15 protein-coding genes are annotated in these 20,579 nt (G+C 55.2%); 9 read left to right on the top strand and 6 right to left on the bottom strand.

Annotated elements, in window-relative coordinates; genetic code table 11:
• The first annotated feature begins 20 nt into the window (after positions 1-20).
• From KRAC_RS05430 to KRAC_RS05440, 3 genes are read left to right on the top strand one after another with little or no spacing between them, the layout of a single operon-like run.
• Complete coding sequence (locus KRAC_RS05430; protein WP_007905086.1) at positions 21-470, top strand: PrgI family protein; 450 nt, start codon at positions 21-23, stop codon at positions 468-470.
• Positions 467-3,199 (top strand): VirB4 family type IV secretion system protein, encoded by a 2,733-nt coding sequence (locus tag KRAC_RS05435; RefSeq protein WP_007905087.1) that lies wholly within the window; start codon positions 467-469, stop codon positions 3,197-3,199. Before KRAC_RS05430 ends, KRAC_RS05435 begins: the two co-directional genes overlap by 4 nt.
• The gene (locus KRAC_RS05440) at positions 3,196-6,297 is read left to right on the top strand and encodes a type IV secretory system conjugative DNA transfer family protein (protein ID WP_007905088.1); all 3,102 of its coding nucleotides are present in this window, start codon (positions 3,196-3,198) and stop codon (positions 6,295-6,297) included. Before KRAC_RS05435 ends, KRAC_RS05440 begins: the two co-directional genes overlap by 4 nt.
• A gap of 293 nt (positions 6,298-6,590) precedes the next feature.
• Here the strand turns inward: KRAC_RS05440 and KRAC_RS05445 are convergent, their stop codons facing one another.
• Positions 6,591-8,471 carry a PAS domain-containing sensor histidine kinase gene (locus tag KRAC_RS05445; RefSeq protein ID WP_007905089.1) on the bottom strand — a complete coding sequence of 627 codons (1,881 nt, stop codon included), beginning with the start codon at positions 8,469-8,471 and terminating at the stop codon, positions 6,591-6,593.
• Positions 8,472-8,725: 254 nt separating this feature from the next.
• On the opposite strand from KRAC_RS05445, the gene KRAC_RS05450 reads away from it, so the two are divergent.
• From KRAC_RS05450 to KRAC_RS05460, 3 genes are all read left to right on the top strand, one after another.
• Positions 8,726-9,325 (top strand): helix-turn-helix domain-containing protein, encoded by a 600-nt coding sequence (locus tag KRAC_RS05450; protein ID WP_007905090.1) that lies wholly within the window; start codon positions 8,726-8,728, stop codon positions 9,323-9,325.
• Positions 9,307-9,858 carry a transposase gene (locus KRAC_RS65365; RefSeq protein ID WP_157506545.1) on the top strand — a complete coding sequence of 184 codons (552 nt, stop codon included), beginning with the start codon at positions 9,307-9,309 and terminating at the stop codon, positions 9,856-9,858. Before KRAC_RS05450 ends, KRAC_RS65365 begins: the two co-directional genes overlap by 19 nt.
• Positions 9,859-10,051: 193 nt before the next feature.
• Complete coding sequence (locus KRAC_RS05460) at positions 10,052-10,624, top strand: peroxiredoxin family protein (protein ID WP_007905092.1); 573 nt, start codon at positions 10,052-10,054, stop codon at positions 10,622-10,624.
• Between the two features lie 69 nt (positions 10,625-10,693).
• Here the strand turns inward: KRAC_RS05460 and KRAC_RS60835 are convergent, their stop codons facing one another.
• Positions 10,694-11,566, bottom strand: coding sequence for an LLM class flavin-dependent oxidoreductase (locus tag KRAC_RS60835; protein ID WP_075164244.1), 873 nt, complete (start codon positions 11,564-11,566; stop codon positions 10,694-10,696).
• Positions 11,567-11,656: 90 nt separating this feature from the next.
• Between KRAC_RS60835 and KRAC_RS73625 the strand changes: the two genes are divergently transcribed.
• Entirely contained in the window at positions 11,657-11,806 is a 150-nt protein-coding gene (locus KRAC_RS73625; protein WP_169460860.1) for a hypothetical protein, read from the top strand.
• A gap of 611 nt (positions 11,807-12,417) precedes the next feature.
• Here KRAC_RS73625 and KRAC_RS05475 read toward each other — a convergent pair.
• The 4 genes from KRAC_RS05475 to KRAC_RS05490 all read right to left on the bottom strand — a co-directional run bounded on the left by KRAC_RS05475 (position 12,418) and on the right by KRAC_RS05490 (position 17,264).
• Positions 12,418-14,100 carry an MDR family MFS transporter gene (locus tag KRAC_RS05475; RefSeq protein WP_157506317.1) on the bottom strand — a complete coding sequence of 561 codons (1,683 nt, stop codon included), beginning with the start codon at positions 14,098-14,100 and terminating at the stop codon, positions 12,418-12,420.
• A 221-nt stretch (positions 14,101-14,321) separates the two neighbouring features.
• Positions 14,322-15,572 (bottom strand): hypothetical protein, encoded by a 1,251-nt coding sequence (locus KRAC_RS05480; RefSeq protein WP_007905097.1) that lies wholly within the window; start codon positions 15,570-15,572, stop codon positions 14,322-14,324.
• A 115-nt stretch (positions 15,573-15,687) separates the two neighbouring features.
• Positions 15,688-16,491, bottom strand: a complete 804-nt coding sequence (locus KRAC_RS05485) for an alpha/beta fold hydrolase (protein ID WP_007905098.1) — start codon at positions 16,489-16,491, stop codon at positions 15,688-15,690.
• 323 nt (positions 16,492-16,814) lie between these two features.
• Positions 16,815-17,264 carry a helix-turn-helix domain-containing protein gene (locus KRAC_RS05490; protein ID WP_007905100.1) on the bottom strand — a complete coding sequence of 150 codons (450 nt, stop codon included), beginning with the start codon at positions 17,262-17,264 and terminating at the stop codon, positions 16,815-16,817.
• A 412-nt stretch (positions 17,265-17,676) separates the two neighbouring features.
• Between KRAC_RS05490 and KRAC_RS60840 the strand changes: the two genes are divergently transcribed.
• Together KRAC_RS60840 and KRAC_RS05500 are read left to right on the top strand one after the other, a co-directional pair.
• Positions 17,677-19,035, top strand: a complete 1,359-nt coding sequence (locus KRAC_RS60840; protein ID WP_007905102.1) for a helix-turn-helix domain-containing protein — start codon at positions 17,677-17,679, stop codon at positions 19,033-19,035.
• A 126-nt stretch (positions 19,036-19,161) separates the two neighbouring features.
• Positions 19,162-20,535, top strand: a complete 1,374-nt coding sequence (locus KRAC_RS05500; protein WP_007905104.1) for a hypothetical protein — start codon at positions 19,162-19,164, stop codon at positions 20,533-20,535.
• The last annotated feature ends 44 nt before the right edge of the window (positions 20,536-20,579 follow it).

A 20,579-nucleotide genomic window follows, 5' to 3' on the forward strand; every position in this document is an offset into this window, starting at 1 on the left:
AAGGAAAGGAGACTTTTACGATGACATCCACCACCGATGCTTCGTCCACGCGCCAGTCCTATACCGTCCCTACGCATATCAATGAACCGGATAAGCTGCTCTTTGGTCTGACGGCTCGTCAGCTCCTGGTCCTGATTACCGGTGCAAGTGTCGTCTATGCCGTCTGGCTCCAGGTCCTCTCCTGGGCCATGGCCTGGGGGCTGGACCTCCTCTGGAGTCGAGGCCTCGCCTTGCTGATCGTGCTTCCACTCCTGCTGGTGACGCTCGCCAGCACCTTTGTCCAGATTGCAGATCGCTCGCTTGAACTCTGGGCCGTGGTCTGGATGCGCGCGCATCTGGCCCCGACCACCTATGTCTGGCGCAGCGCGAAATGGGATGAGGCCGAGCAACGGGCGCTCCAGGCCCGAAAACGAGCGCGCACACAACAACATGAGCAGGGCCTGGATGAACTCGAAAGGGAAGAGGTATGATGCTCTCACAGAATGACCAGCTCGCCAACGAGCTATTGCCGCAGAAGCGTTCGCAGACAGAAATCATTCGTCCAGAACATGCACGCCCGCAGCGTCCACCTCGTGCTCATCGCCAGCATCGTCAGCGTAGGAAACATGGGAGCGTACAGCGCCACTTTGTCTTTCTCGATCAGGTTGTACAGGATGTGCAGGTCAATCGTGCGCCTCTGGCAGAGGGATCGCAGGAACGTGAGTATCTGGCAGCCCTTGAGATTCGAGCCACCAACTACACGCTCAAGTCTCCTCAGGAGCGCTCGACAATGATGCTGGCCTTTCGCGCGCTCTTGCGTTCGCTCCGCTTTCCTCTCCAGATCCTTATTCGTTCGAAGCCGATGGATCTCTCCTCCTATGTGGAACAGCTTCAGACCCACGAAGGCCTCTGGCAAGGAGAAGCCTTGGAGATTGCTATCTCGCATGAACGCGCGATGCGTCTGCTTGGAGCACAACGCACGCTCATTGATCGCCGCTTTTACCTCCTGCTCACCGCTGATCAAGAGGGGGTCCAGAGCACCTGGAACAGCTCCCTCTGGCGCATGCTCAGCCGTCGAGCCAGAACGCGTGCGCGACAGGCGCGTCTGGACGAGGCCCAACAGATCCTCGCTACACGCGTTCAGGCGATACAGCATCAACTGGCCGCCATGGGGTTACTCAGCCACCGCCTGGCAGGCAAAGAACTGGCCGATCTGGCCCACGGCACGCTCCAGGGAGAGCAGGCAATACGCTTTCCGCTGCCTGAGAGCATCTTCGCGCTCTCCGACAAACCCTTCGCACGTCCGGCTCTTGACGTGCTCACGCCCTCCTCCCAGGAGGAAGAGACCTCGTTCGATCCCTACGCCGTGCAGATGGAGGAGGCATTGCTCCTGCCCTCGGCACGTGATCGTTTGCTGGCACCAGCCGACCTCATGGCCCTCAAAGACCTGCTCGCCCCGGAAAGCGTTCGCGTCACCCCGCGCTACGCGCAGGTCGGTGAGGAGTACGTGCGCGGGCTCGCGGTCGTTGGGTTCCCACGCGAGATTGTGGAGGGGTGTCTCTCGCCGCTCCTCGCCTGTGATGAGATTTTTGATCTGTGTTTTCATTTCTCGCCACAAAACACGGCGGAATTCGTCAAGCGGCTGCTCTTCCGCAAAGAGCAGTACGCCTCCACTCAGCGCATGAACCTGCATCGAGGGAGACAGCAGGACCCGACCCTCCAGGTCGCTGAAGCCGATGTGACGGCACTCATTGGGCCGCTCGCCGCTGGGGAAGAGAGCATGCTGGAGATGGGATTCTACGTATTAGTACGTGCGCCCGACCTCGCCACGCTCAACGCGCGCACCGACCGCCTGCGCCAGATCCTACATCAGCATCTCTTCGTGGCCCATCCGACGACGCTTGAACACGCCGAAGCCTTCCGCGCATGTCAGCCCACCTGTATGGATACGCTCGGGCGCACCTTCACGACCACCAGCACGGTCGCAGCCTGCACCTTTCCCTTTATGAGTGAGTCATTCGCCATGCAGGACGGCACCTTTGTGGGGGTGACCACCAGTGGCGAACCCGTCCTGCTCAATCCCTGGGCGCTAGAGAGCCCGCACGAATTTTGGGGTGGAGTCACCGGGAGTGGAAAATCCTATGCCGTCAAGCTGTGGCTGTTGCATGAACGCTTCCGCCATCCCGACACCCAGGTGCTCATTCTCGATCCTTCCCGCGAATATGAGCGCCTGGTCGACGTGTTTGGAGGGACGGTCCTTCGCCTCTCACCAGGCTCAGAGCATGCCATTAACCCCTTTGATGTGCTCCCCCGTGGGGTCGACATGGACTGGTATGTCACCACCCAGAGGCGAGGGGACCGGCTCGCGGAAAAGATGACGCAGTTGCACGCCTTCCTGGACCTACTACTCGCGGAGTACATCCCGCATCCCACCACGCTCTCGGCACGGGAGAAGGCCTTCCTGGATCGGGCCTTCTACGAGTGCTACCGGAGGGTAGGCATCACGACAGACCCACGCACCCATGATCGGCAGGCGCCCCTGCTACGAGACCTCTACGATGTGCTCAAAAGCGGGGTCGTGGGCCAGGATGACTACGGTCTCGCTGACCGGCTGGAGCGCTACGTTCATGGAAGCCTCTCTGGCCTGTTTAACCGCCAGACCAGTGTCACCCTTGAGACCGCGCTCATCAGCTTTGATGTGAGCGAACTGCGGGGCAGTCGAGAACTGCGTCCCATTGGCATGTTTTTGATCGCAGAACTGATCTGGTCCCAGGCCCTCTTTCATCCACGCCCCAGGCGTTGCTACATCGATGAGGCCTGGTCCCTGATCGCGCACGAGGAAGGGGGACGCTTTCTGGAACGGTTGGCACGTGAGGCACGCAAGCACTACCTGAGCCTGATCACCATCACCCAGAACCCGGAACAATTCATCCTCAATCCCTATGGCAACATCATCGCACAGAACGCGCTCATCAAAGTCTTAAAACGCCTGGATAGCGTGGGGGCTCAGGCCGCTCGTGAGGCCTTCGGGTTGACACAGGAAGAAGAGCAGTTGCTCCTCTCCATACAGCAGAACCGGGCCTTGCTCTCCGTTGGCTCCAAACGCATGCTGGTCGAAATGAACGCATCACCCGAAGAGCATACTCTGATCACTACCGACCCCCAGGAACTGGCGGCGCAACGACGCCAGCAGACCCATGAGAAAGCAGGCAGAACATGAAAGACATCTGGCCGTTTTCACACGAAACAAGCACACCCTCTCTCGCCCGCATCATCCCCGCTCGTGGGATGACGCTGGTAGAACGTAGTGCTCTGGAGGGTACCATGCAGTCACTGGTGCTGCAAGGAAGCGCGCTCGCCCTGGAAATCGCAAGCACACCAACAGACCGGCACCAGGCACGAAGCGTGCAATTTCTGCTGCGCGCCCCCTCTGAAGACGCCTTACGTGCCGCCACGCGGCAGATCCAGGTGCGCTATCCCCAGGCCATCGTGCGTCCCGTCCCCCCGGAAGAAGACCCCTTCGAGGTGGGGACACATGCGTTTGTGAGTGCGATGGAACTGCGAGCCGGGGGCGCAGCCTACGAAACGCTGCGTTCCTGGTCCGCGGGAAAACCTCATGAACAAGGGAGCGATCCGTTGATAGGGGTGCTGACTACGCTTGAGCACCTCCCTGTCGGAATGCGCGCCGTCACCCAACTGGTACTGACCCCACTGCCGCCGACCTGGGCGCGCAAATATCAACGCCTCTCCGTCGAACACCCGCTTGAGGAAGAGCGGGAGCAACGTCGAGAAGCGCAAGCGCGCCTGCGTCGTGGCGCACCCAGCTGGGAACAGATCCTGCTCCTGGGCATCGTGGTGGGGCTCCTGGTAACCTGGAACTACGCCCAGGCCCATCACCTCCTCCCGCGGTGGCTTCAAGAGGATGTGCTGAGCCTGCTCCATGGCTCCCTTCCCCATCTCTCCTCTTCCCAACAAGCCATCGTTGGGATAGGACTGGTAGTCGTGATCATGCTCATCGCGGTGCTGGGCAGAGGGATACGCTGGCTGGGAGAGCATGTGTTTGGAGGCACACGGTACTACGACATGAAACGAGTGGCCGAGAAAATCGGCAAGAGTGCCTATCGGGCACATTTGCGGGTCTATCTCATCGAAGAGGCTCCCAGGACGGACGCACATCAGACACAACCGCTCATGCTCAATCATACCATCAAAGCACAGTTCACCTCCTCCTGGCACGCAGTGCAGCGGAAGTGTGCACAACAACGACGCCATCAGCAGATCCATGCCATGCTCTTTGCCGCCTACCGGCACTGCCACACCTCAACGGCCTACTTCACCTCTCACAGGCTCTCGACACGTCACGCCCAGCGCCTGACCCGGGAAGGTACCTGGTGGCGGGGACTCCAACGAGCCACACTCTTCCTCACCGGGGAGGAGGTAGCGACGCTCTGGCATCTGCCGTCTGGAGATCATCTGAGTGAAGGGACCAATGTCGAACAACGGCAGGAGCGCTCCCTGCTCGCCCCCCACGTGCTCACTACCGGGAACGGGTGGCAGCTTGGCACCTCCACTCACGCTGGCCGAAGCGTGCCGGTGCGCTTTCCTCCCTCGGAACTCCTCACGCACAAATTCGTGATCGGGCGTACCGGCAAAGGCAAGAGCACGCTCTTTCATCACCTGGCACTGGCGCATCTCTCCACCTGTCCACGACCGCATCCTGGCCTCTGCGTCATCGAGCCGCATGGAGATTTGATCGAGGATCTTCTGGGCTTACTGCCACCAGAGCGAGAAGAGGAGGTCGTGCTCATTGATCTACATCAACAGGGTTTTCCTCCCGGGATCAATCCCCTTGATGCCACCCAGGTCACCTCTCTGGAAGAAGCGGACCTCATCGTCAGCCATCTGCTGACCACCTTCAAAGGCATCTGGAGCACAGCGTGGGGACCGCGTGTGGAGAACGTCATGCGCTTTTCGTTGAAGACGTTGTTAGAGGCCAACCGGACACTCGTACATACGGATCCCCACCAGGGTCTGGAGCAACAATATACCCTACTGGATGTGACCGTCTTACTCAATAAGCAGAGCTTCCGCGCACGCGTGCTCGACCTGGTGGAAGACGTCCATGTGCTTGACTGGTGGTACCAGTATTATGAACGTCTTGATGCCAGAATGCAGGAGGAGATTACCACGCCCGTCCTGACCAAAATCTCGGCCTATGCCAGTGCTCCGATCTCACGGCGCCTGCTTGGGCAACCCACCTCAACCATCAATTTTTCGCACATTGTTGAAAAGCAACAGATCCTACTCCTCAATACTGCCAGTGGGCACGTCGGCCAGGATGTCTCCTCGCTCATTGGGGCCTCGATCCTGGGACTCTTTTCCGCGGCGCTCTCCCGGCAACTGTCCCTCCCGCCGGCGGAGCGCAACACGTTCCTGCTCCTGGTCGACGAGTTCAAGAACTACCCGGTCAATTACGGCTCCATCCTGAGTGAACTGCGCAAAGCAGGCACCTTCCTGGTCCTGGCCACCCAATCCCTGGCTCAACTCGATGTGCTGGATCGGGCCTTGCGGCCGACGGTGTTTGCGAACGCCGATCATCTCTTTGTGTTTACGCTCGCCGGAGAAGATGCCTACTTGCTGCGACATGAACTGGGGCATCTCCTCAGTCCCGAGGACGTGACCAACCTCCCCGACTACACCTGCTACGCTCGCTGGTCGCTCAACGGGCAACGGCTCCCGTTCTTTTCCCTCACCCTCGATCTCCCCCCGTCTGGGAGTCGTGAGGGAGCAGAGCGCCTGCGCGAGCAATGTGCGCTGCGCTACGGTCGCCCGGTTAGTGAGGTCGATACTCTGCTTGATGTGCTCAATGCGCGCCATGGAACGCGTCCACGCAAGAAAGAGAGTCTCCATGAACCGACAGCTTCCCCCTTCCCCCTTCCCACACCTGGAGTCAATCCCCACTGCTCCGGGAGCAGAACATCAACATATGGCATCTTCCTCCTCACCTGCTATCACCCCCGCATCCCCTCTCGCGAGGTTGGAGGCACAAGAGAAAACCTCACACTCGCAGGAAGCACAAGAGGTCGTTGTTCAAGACAAACAGACACACGCACCGAGCGAGAAACGGGTCCGTATTCGCCACCCGAAGGCACCGGTAATACAGGCATCAACCGCGATTCCTCTCCAGGAAACATCGGTCTCACTCCCAGAACAACAGGCCGTCTCTCACCCTGTTCCATCTCAGGCGATTCCAGAAACACACTAGTAGAAAGAGAAAACGCATATGCATCATTCTCATGTACTTCATATTATGAATAGCTGGTTCTTGATCGATATACTGAATGTCAGACACACTCGGCAGTACACGGTACCAACTTCAGCCAGGGGAAGAAGCCTCGCGCCTCATGTGTTCTAGAGAAGTAAGCAGTCAAGTTTCTACCGGTAGTTTGTTGACTTGGGAAAGCATGCCTGATTTCGGGTATCTATCCTGAGCAATTTGAGCTCAAGTTGTCACGATCTGGTGAGCTTAAAACAAGCCGAAATCCGAAGTCAACAAACTACCGCTACAGCGGTGTTCACAAAGATGGAGCCAGATGGCAAGGGAACGTGTATCATTTCCCTAGAGATGGTGTTAGGGGCACGGTAAACCAGAACGTGGCGCCCTCGCCAGGAGCACTCTGTACCCCAACGCTCCCCTCATGCCGTTCAATGAACACTCGGCACAAATAGAGGGCCAATCCGAAGCTCAGATCCAGTTCATGCTGGACGGCACTGCCTTTGGCACGATAGAAGCGCTCCCAGATATGATCAAGATCTTCTCTCGCAATGCCCGATCCCTCATTATGGACGGAGACACGGGCGAGCGCTTTCGTAATGCGTAACTGCACCGTCACAGGCCGTCCTGGGGGAGCATAGGTGCGTGCATTCGTCAGATAGGTGGTAAGCACGTGCTTGATCCGCCCGGCATCGGCGAGGATGGGCACGCCTTGTTCCAAAGGAGGAACATCCAGCATGATGGGGTGCTCTGGCGCGGCGTGTTGCTGCCCGGCCACCACCTCTCTGAGCAGGGTGCCCAGATCCTCAGGGGTCAAGGACAACGTGAGCGTATGGGTCTGGATACGCGCATCATCGATCAAGTCATTGATGATACGCTGCTGAAGTTGGGCACTCTGCGAGGCGGCTGCTAGGGGTTGCTGAACATGGGCAAGAGGTTCGCGGACCTGAACAGGCGAAGGAGCAAACTGCCCGTTGAAGGTCTGCAATCGGCGCTGTGCTAATTGCAGATTGCCCATGATCCCCGTCAGTGGGGTGCGCAGTTCATGGGTAGCCAGGGTCAGAAATTCGCCAGCCAGGCGACTCACTTCCTGCTGGGCAAGGGCTCTGTTCTTTTTCCCTTCCTGTGCAGAGAAACCGTGAATGCCCTCAATGAGCAGCATGGTCTGCGCGGTGACAGCTTTCACGAGCGCGATCTCCTCTGGCGTGTACGCCCCTTCCGAACGCGCTTTGACGACAACCAGCACACCAACCCACTGCTGCTCCAGAAACAGAGGAAGGAACAGGATGGTCTCGGAGCCAGGAGACACGGGGTAAAGAGACGCCGGAAAAGGCAGTTGTTTCCCGAGACGTTCAATCGTGTGCAACTGATCCATCGCAAGCACGACCTCCTGGTTGGCGCCCAAGCGAGCCCATGCCGCGTCGCCAACCATTTCTGAGCCATGGAAGTATCCCCCGATGTCCCGCCAGTACTGTTCTTGTTCAGCGGTCCAGCCAGTTCCTGCGACATAATACAGATGACCTGTTCGATGACCGAACGCGAGCATATTCACATTGTGACAATTCAGGACAGACTGGATGATATCCACTACCTGCTGGGCCACATAGAGCACCGGAGGCGAGAGGAGGAAGGTTTCTTCTGGCAAGACGCATTCCATCTGCTCAGGAATCTGCGCGATCGCGGTGATCAGGTCCAACATGGCCTCGTGGACACGTCGGAGATAGGAGATTTCATCCCCACAATGGAAGACCGAGACGGTTTCTGCTGTGTCGCGCCCTTGAGCACTCATGGGAAAGGTGCGAACCGTGACCGAGATCTTGCGCCCCGAAGGCAGATGCAGCAGCAGCGTCTGTGCTGGCGAAGAGGCTCCTGTTATCCCGGCAAGAGCGAGGTTCATCAGCCATTGCTCTTTCGAAACGAATGGTGGCTGCTCATCAGAGCTGATGTAGGAAGTGAGAAATTGCTGGTAGTCTCTTCCTTGACATTGAGCTTCGGAACCCATTTCAAAGAGCTTGCGAGCAGCGGCATTGATCCGGACAAGCTTCTGGTTGCGATCACACGCAATGAGACCCTCCGGGAAAGACTCCCAAATGGCTTCCACTCGGTTGAGGAACTTGTGTGTTACCCGCAAAGGGCGAGTGTGAGGTACGGGTTTTCCTCCAGACATCCCACCCCGTTCCTGTTTGTGTTGTGTGACATGTTGCGAGCTTTTCCCCACCTGAGAACTCCTTTCAGAAATGCTCAATCGTGTTGCAAGCTGAGAAAAAGAGCACCCACTACAGTTATTGTATGTGTTGTGGAGAAGAGATGGCAATCTCATCACACGGAGATTACCAGGGCGAGCACGCTGGTTTGAAAGACAGGCGAAAGAATGAGGTGGCTCAACCTTTGTGAACACCGATATAGTGCTCAATTCCTCATTGGTGATACGCTAAAAGAGAGAAAGCAAGTCACCAAGAGAGGAGCAGAGCTATGCCCAAACACGTGCAAGCCCGAGCGGCGCAGGATGCCCAGGAAGAACGCCAGGTGCGCAAACTGGCCAGGAGTCACCACGCACCTGCTGATTGGAAGTTTCATGCCCAGATGGTGGTGGAGAGCTGGGCAGGCAAGACGCCGCAAGAGATCGCCACCACGCTCTTATGCCATCCGAGAACCGTGCGCATCCACCTGAACCGCTTCAATGCGCAAGGGATCAACGGCCTGGGAATGCGGGAAGGAGCGGGACGTAAACCGCGCTTGACCGAGCAGGAGCGCAGCCGGATTCTCGCCCTGGTGAAGCGACCACCTCCAGGGAGGTTAGAGCGGTATGCCGATGGGAGCCTGCAGGCCCGCGAGGAAGAAGGTTCAGCGCAATGGAGCTTGGATGCTCTCACGGAGGCGGCCCATGCCGCGGGTATCCAGGTGGAGCGGAGCCAGATCCGACGGATCTACCTGCGTGAAGGGGTACGCTGGCGCAATCGCCATAGTTGGGGAACCAGTGATGACAAAGACTTTGCCCCAAAAGAACTGCGGTCGTCACCCACTACACCGAGCCACCCGACGGGTCGACGACCATCTGCACTGACCAGTTAGGACCGGTGACCCCGCGTACCTTCGCGCCAGCGCCTGGCTGGTCAGCGGATGGGCACCGCATCAAAGCTCCCCTGGAATACAGTCGTGGGGATGACAAGGTGTGGATCTATGGAGCGCTGCGGGTCCGCGATGGCAAGGAGATCACGCGCTGTGCGGCTGCGCGTAATTCCAAGAACTACATTGAGCTGCTCAAAGACATCGAGGCGGATAATCCGACAGGGGACATCTTTATCATCACGGACAATCTCTCCAGTCACAATAGTCTGGAAACCCGCACCTGGCTGGTGGACCATCCGCGCATCCAGCACATCTTCATTCCCAAAGGCGCCTGTTGGCTCAATCTGCAAGAAGGGTGGTGGCGCCTCTTCCGACGCGATGCCTTCGCTGGCCAGAGTTTTGCCAATGCTCATGAGATCGAGCGAGCGATGAGCGTCGCCACGGCGCAACTCAATCGGCGAGCCAAACCGTGGATCTGGGGACGGCCGCCCAAAACGCGACGCCACCTGCACCGTCTCTTTTCTTACCGCCTTTGAGGAATTGAGCAATAGCGGTAGTTTGTTGACTTGGGAAAGCATGCCTGATTTCGGGTATCTATCCTGAGCAATTTGAGCTCAAGTTGTCACGATCTGGTGAGCTTAAAACAAGCCGAAATCCGAAGTCAACAAACTACCGATAGTAGGAGTGAGGCCTTCGGCCGTTCCATCTATAACATAGAGGAGATCTAGTATGCGAGCAGATATTATTCCCGGTGCACAATTTCCCGACTATGAACTGACCGATCACACCAGAACCAGGCGTAAGCTTAGTGAGCTACAGGGCATCGACCCGATGATCCTGATTCTCTCGCGTGGACACTACTGTCCCAAAGATCATCAGCAACACCTGGAGCTGGCTGCGTTCTATCCAAAAATAGCCGTCTCTTATACCCAGATCGTGACTATCTCGACGGATAATATTCTGGAGTCAAACGAGTTTCGCAGCGCAGTGGGGGCGCAATGGACCTTCCTCTCCGATTCAGGTCGCAAGATTCAGCAAGACCTGGATATCCAGGAATACACCGATCCCCACCATAATCCTATGATCCCGCATACCATCGTATTAGAGCCAGGACTGATGATCTACAAGATCTACAATGGCTACTGGTTCTGGGGGCGCCCGTCGCCTGACGATCTCCGTCAAGATTTACGCGCCGTCATGCAGAAGACGCGCCCTGACTGGGATCTCGCCAAACCGGGCCTCCGCGAGAACTGGGAGGACGACAAGACCTTGCATTATCCCTACAAGGCAGCCAGACAGTGATCTTGTGGAGAAAGAGGATACTGCCCCTGACGAAGCCAGGGACAGTATCCTCTTTCTCCACAAGGCAACTTATTCACGGAGTGAATATTTGTACCAGGTGTCACGTCCTCGCTGGAGGCCAGTTCGCACGTCTTCTGGATCGGTCTCAGGCCAGACGCTTTGCAGGCACCAGCTCACGCCCGCGTCCTTATAGTCGATTAAAAGCGCCTGAGCATCCTCATCATCATATGCGGCAAAGACATTGCTGCTTACGACTATATCCAGTGGTAGATCGGATTCGCGGTGCTCATCCATAAAGGCACGCAACTGGACAACCTCTTCTGGCAAGATTTCTCCAAAGGTTCCATCTTCGCGCTGGGCAAAGGCATTCACACCATCCCAGCGCGCGGCACGAAGCATAGGTCCCGTTCGCGGCCAAGTTCCAGCTATCCAGACTGGAATGCGCGGCTGCTGGAGAGGAGTGGGTAGGAAGGTAATCTTCTGCACCTGGTAATGTTCGCCACTGTAGCTAAACGGCTCTCCGCTCCATAAACCATTCAGGATATCCAGGCTTTCGTCGAGCAATTTGGCACGTGTGCGACTGTCTTGCTCCTCACCAAAATGGGTAAAGCCCTTATCACCCTCGTCGCCAGCACCCACGCCAAAAATCAAGCGGCCACCAGACAGGCGATCCAACGTGGCCGTTTCGCGCGCGACCTTCCAGGGTCGGCGGCGCGTCAGAGCCGTAACCATGGTACCAATGTGAATGCGCTCGGTGTTCAACGCGAGGGCCGTTAGCGCGATCCAAGGGTCACATACCTCCTGGCTATCGGCCTGGTAGTGGAGTGTGTCCCAGAGAAAGATACCATCCCAGCCATCGCTTTCCGCCAGAAACGCCAGGTCAACCAGCGTAGCAATATCACTATATCTGCCGACATTGGGCAGCGCCAGACCAAATCGCATATGAAGTTGTTTCCTTTCCGCCCTCTTAAGCGAAAACGTACTGTTATCTGTATCGAATTGCCAGAGCATACAGCAAAAACCAGGGGAGGGATGCAGGGCATCCTCGAGGATGCCCTGCATCCCTCCCCTGGCAATCTCCCACTTAGCCTTTGGAAGACGTTGGTGGCGAAAGGACCACCACTTGCCGATCGACAATCTCCACTCCTGGATGGAGTTGGATTTCGTACGACCGGCTATTGATCATACCCACTACCTGGGCATTATCTCCAGTACTTGAGAGAGGGACCCATTCTCTTCCTTGCTCGGACAGAGATGCCAAATACTCAATCTCCCATGGCAAGGAAATGTGGACTGTCACTCCCTCTTGCCTCTTCATCAACCGCATGAGCCCTCCTTGTTCCATAGCCCTCCTTATTGTACCGCATTCGACGCCTCGCCTGACTCTCCTTTTCCTCGGCACAAACCCACGACTAGCAGCAATGGCAAGAATTCAGCCCCAGATCACGCGACGGCTCTGTTCAGTGAGCAAAAGGGAAGAGATTTCAGCGAACCACCGAGGTTTCCACGCCACGTTGAGAGGAAGAACCGCTGGGGATCAACACGTGAATACCTGCATCTCCCTCACATTGCCTGCTGAGTGCCGCACGAGATTTTGGCTGTCTTAGTCTGTTACAGTAACGTCTCACTGTGATGTTCCTTGTCATGAGTAGAGCCTTCAAAACAGTCGATTACACCCAGGCGCTCGCGCATTTCCGTGCACCTGGGTGATTGTTTTCCTCCCGATCATCTCGCTGGAGATCATTAACCTTCAGGGAGACGTGGCAGAACAGAGGAGAGCCTCCCTTAGTTTTCTACGAAGCAGCCGTTTTTGCCTTCCGCTTGCCGTCAGTGAGGACACTCTTCCCACATTTTGCCAGGTACATCTCCATTTCGGGCGAAGGTACCAGCTTTGAAGCTAAAGCATTCGCAGATGAAGGCAGGGCTTCTTCGTTGAGCTGAGCGCGGTTCTTCACGCGCCCGAGCAGGAGGAAACTCCACGCCAGTCCAGTTCCCAGCACCGCACAACCGATCCATAAGGCGAATCCCCATTGCTGAAGGACCAGGCCTCCCAACAGAGGACCAGCAAAGGCAGAGAGGCCCCAGGACATGCGTGCCACCCCCTGGTACAGCCCACGCTCAGTGGTGGGAGAAAGCAGAGCAACAATCGTGGCTGAGACGGGGACAAAGATGATTTCCCCGATCGTCCACACCAGAACCGAGCCAGCATACAGAGGAAGCGAAAACAGGGAGTCAGCGAGAGCGGTCAGGCCGAATCCCGCCCCCAGGAGCAAGACCGATACCGCGAGGGCCTTGAAAGGGGCAAAACGCGTCAGCAGATGGGAGAGTGGCAGGCCAAGCAGGACCACCACGATCCCGTTGATAGAGATTACGAGGCCATAATGCGCGGCATCCAGCCCATGGAGCTGCATATCTGCTGGCAGCGTGGAAGAGTATTGAAAGTATATGCTTGTCAGGAAGAAAGACAGACCAGTATAGAGCAGGAAGCGACCATTCCGCCAGATTCCGGACGTACTCGCCGCCTGTTTGAGCTGAGGCACTGAATGCATGGAGGATCTGGTCGCGGTTGGACGTGTTTCCGGTAGACCGAGGAAAATCAGCAGACAAAAGAGTGCGGTCCCGATGCCATCGGCGCAAAACAGGATGGTATAGCCAATATATGGGACGATGATACTTGCCAACAGGGGAGATGCGGCCATGCCCAGATTATAGGCCCAATACACCAGGCTATTGGCCTGGGCCTGGCGCGCTTGCGGAATGAGATCGGCCAGCACCGCATTCGACGCGGGGCGATACCACGAGATCCAGAAGCCCATCAGGAATGTGAGCAGTGCAATCAACCAGGTCTCCTGAATAAAGGCCAGGGCAAAGGTCGTCGCGGTCAGGCCCACCAGGCCAGAAAGAATGGTGGGGCGACGTCCAATCCTATCGGCTAGCACTCCTCCAAGCAGTGCCGAGACGCACGAGCCAATCCCATAGAGTGCGACAATGGCCGACGCCTGGCTTACCAGAAGATGTCGGACTGAGACCAGGTAGAGCGATTCAAACGGGAGGACAAAGGTGGCCGTTCCATTGATCAATGTCCCAAACAGCAGGTACCAGTAGGCTCGGGGATATCCCGTGAACATCGCGAAAGCATGAAACATGGTTCGCTTTCGATGTGCCGCAGGGATTTCCTGTTTGGGCGCATCCTGTTCTTCCATCAGGGCGCGCGATTCTGCAGGCAGAACAGTCCGTCGCGAACGTGTTTGCTGTCGATCTTTCTGAGAGATCGTCATGGGGTTGGGAACCGGGCGTAAAGCACGCTCAAAGAACGTCAGAACCCGTGTGCGATACGCCTGACGATCCGCGAAATACGCCCGACAGTGCTCTGCCCCTGACACCTGCCAGTGTTCAGTAGAATCAGGCGCAGCCGCAACCAGCCGTTCCAGTTCCTGGGGGTTAACCGTCGTATCTCGTCCTCCGTGGATCAGCAACGATCGGACACCATAGAGTAAAAACGCCATACCAGTAAGGATAGAAAAGCATATCCTTAAGAAAAGCGTGGGGTCAAACATCATCTCTTCACCAATCCTTCAGAGTCATCACATCCAATGAAGCATATTCTTCGTGTAAACAACATGGTGGGTGTGTACCACAACCCTCCTTCTTTGCTCTACAGAGGCAAGCAGAGAGAACACTCCCTGGTAGAATCCCCTCACACACGGTTGCGAAAGCGAGCTCGAAACTCCATAAGGCATGCCGATGGGGCGTCCTGTACGCCCAGATGAGGCGCAATTCCTCGGGCCCCGGCCCGCCTGAGCGCAAGGTAGTGGCTTTGTGCCGTTTTTGTGTCGACCCATCCAAGGGCCGGGGGAACATCGAGTGTTGCCACAGCAAGCCCGGCTAGCAAGGAGCTTTTGATCTGGTATGGAGTGCGTCCTCCCCACCTTTCCTCAGCTTGTAAGAGCAGATCTAGCATCGATCCTTTTTCAAACCCCCGGTGCGCCTGTACTGCTGTGGGGAATGTCAGCTCATCTACCAGGGGGACAAGGATGTCCTCGTGTGCTCTTACCCGAGCCAAAAGCGGCTCTGCAACAAGAGGCGAGAGCCCGGAAAACCTGAAGACGATCGTACCAGCGCGAATGCGATCGATGTTGAGCCGTTCAAGAAAACTCCCTGTCCCAAGCAGAAGCGTTGCCTCGTACACAGCATCTGGAGCGCTTTCGCCTTCTTGCAGCGTGTCGATAAGCAGTATTTCCCCCTCAAAGCCAGAGGCGCGTAGTTCTCTCACAAGCCGCTCAATCTGTGCCTGCTGACCCGGCTGAGAACAGAGAATTACGGATGCAGGATGGGGCAAAGTTACAAGCAAAAGGCGAAGGAACGTGCTGGCAAGAGGGTCAGATCCTACTGCCACAATCTGTTCACGACGCAGATCACGGGCGACGCGAGCAAGTATCCATTCAAGCGTGAGCAGCGCTGCAGCGCTGGTAGTTGCATCTGCAGTGGTGAGCCTTGGCCGATCATCTGCCCGCAAAACCTGGTACTCCTGGATCAGCTGCCCTTCATGCGTGACAGAGGCAAGAGGAGTAGAGAGGGAAACACTTCTGGCACCACAGGACCGGGCAATGGCTACCGCCTGGCAGGCCTGCTGAATCAGCTTCTGTCGCTGCTCGTCGTCATCAGCATGCGAGATCGCTATGGGCAGAAGTATATTTCCTACGCGCCCAAGTGGCGTTGTCACAATGTTCGTGAGTGTAGGGCGTCCCTGGTGCCAGAACCGCAGGAGCAAAGCCTCCTCCTCTTGAAGAGGAGGAAGACAATGAAGCGCTACGGCATCAAGGGGAGCCTCGCGTTGTGTAAGCACGTTCTCAAGGAGCACATGGGAAAGCGGGAGCCACTGCTGCTCACCTTGAGACCGTGGCGATGTTTCCTGCGGATGGATGGAGTGGGAAACTATATGCATCATACTCTCATCTCTTCTCTTTATAGACAACATATCCTCCTGTTGTCATTGCCAGACAAACAAGACCGCGATAGAAAACTGCCTGTCCTCTGGGGCGTTTATGAACGCACAACTACCGTCAACAGGACAGATCAGGAACACATGGAAGCGAGAAAGGCACAGTATCTGTCATCTGGTTCTCCTCCTGAGAATCGGTTTCCGCGACGAGAGACACATCGCTCTGCGGCACAAGGCAGGAGAGGTTCTTGAGCGTCTGAAGAATCATGAGCGGCGTTTGCCAACGTGTGTACTCCGTCTCCATATGTTCAACCAGGTGGCAGAGAACATGATTGGCTTGAGGATGCACCAGTCGAACCTGTGACAGGAGTTCTCCATGTACACGCTCTACGCCTACTCCATCCTGTGGAAAAAGAGGGGACAGCACCATTGTGAGCTCTTGAGCAGCGTTATAGGAAATGTCGACATCAGTTGAGGCCAGGTGCTTCAGGAGAGAGAGAGGATAAGCGCATGGGAAGGGAAGAAGAGCGAATCCCCGTAGACGCTCTGCCATAACCACGTGCCACTGAAGCACATCGAGCAAACACAGGCCAAACCGGCCTACTGCGACCACGTGTATATCGTCCAAATGAAGAGTGGTATCGTACAGGCTCGCCAGGTCCTCAACCCAGGCGGAAATGGTATAAGCAGACTGTTCCACTGGTTTGGAAGAAAAACCGTGCCCAAGGAGATCCGGCGCCACAACGTAGTAGTGGCGAGAAAGAGATTCAAAGTAGGGGGTAAACACGGCACTACTTTGCCACTCGCCATGAAGCAAAAGCAATGGTGGGTTCTCAGGGGTGCCTGCGAAACGGCACCATATTCGTCGTCCGACTGAGTGAAGAGGAACATGCTGATCAGAGCAAGGTAAAAGGGATGTTCCCATCGCGAAAAATCCTCCGATTTTACCAAAATTTTGTAATTTGACTAGACATACTGTTGTTCTGTCGATACGTCTTTAGCGTGTAAACCGTTGCTATGAAAGCGTTAGATGATGAAGCAATCCTTGATCCATTCCTGGCACTCAGTCAGCCATCATCACTACCACCAACATGGTCCAGGGTGCTCCGGTCAACATCGTGAAGTACGTGACTAAGTGTACCTGAAGCAAAGGAGACAAGGGAAGATGAAAACCACCCAATAGTGGACGAAGTAATTCCCAATTCTGGGCGAAGTGCTATCCATGTGAGCAATGCCCCAGGCGTTTACTCATTCAGGCGCTAGATTGCGGCTCTCTTTTGGCTCATCCTGGCAATGGCGAAGCACATAGCCATGCCCTTTGACGACAACCAGTTCAAGAAATGGTGGCAATTTCTGCTTGAGTTTGGACATGTGCTTCTGTAGCGCCACAATATCTCGCAAGTCACAGCGAGAGACATCAAGACGAAAAGCATAGGCAGCCAGGTCACGAAAGGAGAGTTCTTGCTCAGGATGGTGAAGGAACGCAACCAGAAGGCGGCATTGCATCGGGGTACAATGCAGTTGAAAGCCCTCAGTCAGCTGTTTGCGCTGAAAAATGTAAATAAAACGTTCGTGGAAAATCAGCGCCTTATAGGACCAGCATGAAATGAGTGTGGGAGCGTGGTCTGAAGATCCATTCTGCCCCTGGTGCTGAGCCGGGAAATCTATCGGCGATAGAGTATTCTCAAGAACAATCATTATCTCACCGTCTCTTTCTGTTCTTTAAGCGGTACGATACATTTCTTCTTTCCTTTCCTGAAGTGCATGGAGTGGGACGAGCAGCGTCCCCTCGTAAGCCATGCAAACAATCCTGTCACTCGATGACAGAGCAGGCACTTATCTCCAAACACTTGGTGTTAGTATGCAGTTTTTCATGTGAGAAAAGAACCTACAGCAATCACACAAAACTCAGACAAAACTTATACAAGACTCATACAGGAGGATCCATACAGCTTCTCATCGCTTCAAAGTGCTTGAAACCTTGTTAAATATGAAAAGCTGTGCTACTATCAGTTTGTGTTTTTGAATATTTGTAGATTGTAAGGATTAGAATCATGTATTTCTATACATTGTTACACATTGTCTTCTTAGCTGTTGCAGGGAATGCGTTATGAGTTCGAATACCTTCCTCAAAAAAGCAAGAAGAGAACGGGGTCTCACTCAGGTAAATCTGGCCGAACAACTCCATGTTGGTGTTCAAACCGTCAGCAGTTGGGAACGGGGAAAACGCGCTCCGCAGCCAGAAGTTCGCAAACGATTATGTGAGATCTTTCGCAAACGATTATGTGAGATCTTAGGAAAGTCTCCAGAGGAACTTGGTTTACCTCCGTTCGATCAAGGATTACGCCACTCGTCAACCCAGAAAGACCACGTCACCTACACAGTGGTGCTCTCTGCTGAAGAAGATAACGTCTTCCCAGAAGAGGGTTCAGAGCGGAGGCGGGATGTTGCGAAACCATCACAAACTGCTCATCGGAATACATTCGCATATGTATACGATGATGTGAACCGCCAACGTCTGCTCACCCGTGTTTACGAGCGCTGGATCAAGGGCGTTTTTGAAGAATCGCTCTATCATTCCACCCTTCTCGTTGTACCGTTACAAGAACGACCCGATGTGCTTGAAGACCCATGGCAAGAGGTGTTTCAGGAGCCTTCCTTGCCATCACGCTCGTTGCCACCTGGAACACGGATTACGCAAGTGTATGACCAGGCGGATGGAGAATTGCTCATTCTTGGTGAGCCTGGTTCAGGCAAGACAACCCTGCTCCTTGAACTGGCTCGTCATGAGATTGCACGCGCCAGACAATATGAACGATATCCTCTTCCAATCTATTTCAACCTGGCATCGTGGGCAGAGAGGCAGCTTCCGTTGGAACAATGGCTGGTCGACGAAATCAATATCAAATATCGAATTTCACCCAAACTTGCCCAAACATGGATTGAAGCGGAACACATCGCAGTTCTGCTGGATGGATTGGATGACGTTGCACCTGAATACCGGACAGCATGTATTCAGGAGATCAACACCTTCCGGCAAAAATACGGGTTGGCGCCGGTCGTGGTCTGTTGCCGCTCTGCAGATTATCTGGCCCAACCAGCTCGTCTTGCCTTGAACAAGGCGATCGTGGTCAACACGTTGACCGCCGAGCAGATAGACGAATTTGTGGCTCAGGCGGGCCAGGATCTTGCCATCCTTCGTCTGGCGCTCCAGCGTGATGCGGCCCTCCGAGAAATGGCTTCCACCCCCTTAATGCTTAATACCCTGGCCATTGCCTACCAGGGCGTACCGATGGAGGAGGTCCTTACTCATGGTTCATTTCAGATACAACGACAGAGGATCTTTGCAAAATATGTTGAGCGCTTGATTGAGCGAGGAGGTGCTACTACAAAGACGTACACCAGCGCACACATCAAACAGTATTTGACGTGGCTGGCGCGGCATCTACAAGCACACAACCAGACATAATTCTATATCGAGCGCCTTCAACCCGATTGGCTGGAAAGCAACCGTGAGCAACATCACTATCAGCGAACGGTCATTCGTCTCGTCACCGTCATCCAGTGCATCGTCGGAGGAGCCCTGGCAGCGTGGTTGAAAGGCGGGCTCAAGAATGGGGTGGTAGGCTCTGGGAATGGGATCCTGGGGCTCTTTGGTGGAGGAACAGGCAATAGCATGCTCGGGTGGATGGCACCAGGCATTGGAGGTGGAAGCCAAGGGGGAGCCAGTCTCATTCTCATACTTGGCATCGTGATCTGGCTGGTTTCCATTCTGGTGGGAAGTCCCTCTCTCCCAACGCTGACCCCTCGCGCCATCTGGCATGGGTTGGTGAAAGGACTACGCACTGGAGTGAAGTTTGGCCTCATCATCAGTCCATGCTCCATTGCCTTATTTACCGCTCTTGGTGGTCTTGTACATGGGATCTCCTATGGAGTGGGAATTAGTTTCTTTCTCGCCATGTTAATCGGATTGCTCAGTGGATTAGGAGATGGATTACGCTACCCACAAGAAGAACCACCAGAAAAGGAGTCATTTGGAGATCGACTTGTTGACGGTCTGATTTTTGGCGTTGGGGGAGGACTCAGCTTCTCTATCGTCGAACTGCTGCTCCAGGTCAATCACCAGTCCACCATCATTTACAGCTTCATCGCTGCGCTCTTCTATTTTCTGGCGTTTGGCTTTGGTGGGGGGACACATCTCTTCACCTCGTTGGGAAAAACCATTCAACCAGCTGAGATTGTCACCTGGTCCTGGAAACAGATGGCCCAGGATATGGGAAGCAATATCACAAAGAGTCTCCTGGTTGCACTCGTCACACTCGCGAGCGTAGGCGTGATCATCGCCGGGATCACAAGCCTCTTTTTTGCCGATCCTGCTTATGGTCTCCACTACGGGCTGGTTTTCGGAACGATCAGTGGCCTCATTGTTGGGATTGCGGGCATGTTAACAAGTATGCTTCAAAGTGCCTGGTCAAGTGATATTCTCGCAGATGACCAGCATACGATTCCTAATGAAGGCATCATACGTTCGGGACGAAATGCACTGATTGGAGCTTGTATATTTGCTCCAATTGGAGGAATTGCCAGCGGTCTCGCTACTGGCATCGGTTTTGGCCTTCTTGGACAACTTTCAACCTGGCCAGTGATGGCGAAAGCCTTTGCGGTGATGATTGCGGTCGTGTTCTTCGTCATCTTTACCATAGCCCATGGTGGTATTGCATGGATAGAGCATTATACGCTCCGCTGGTATCTCTGGAAGTGGAATCGCATTCCCAGGAACTACGTGAACTTTCTCAATTGTGTCACCAGCTATGCATTGATGCGCAAGGTTGGAGGAGGCTACATGTTCACGCACCGATTGCTCTTAGAGTATTTTGCGCAGCTCGCTTCATCACAGCATAATGGGCCAGGATCTGCGCTCAGCGAACCCAAAGAACGCAGTGTGCACCAGGAGCTCAGCGCATTCTAATGGGAGAGCTTCCAGTAGTATCAACTACCATTCTTTATTACCAT

Origin of the sequence: Ktedonobacter racemifer DSM 44963 (genome assembly GCF_000178855.1) — a bacterium.
Classification (GTDB): Bacteria; Chloroflexota; Ktedonobacteria; order Ktedonobacterales; family Ktedonobacteraceae; genus Ktedonobacter; species Ktedonobacter racemifer.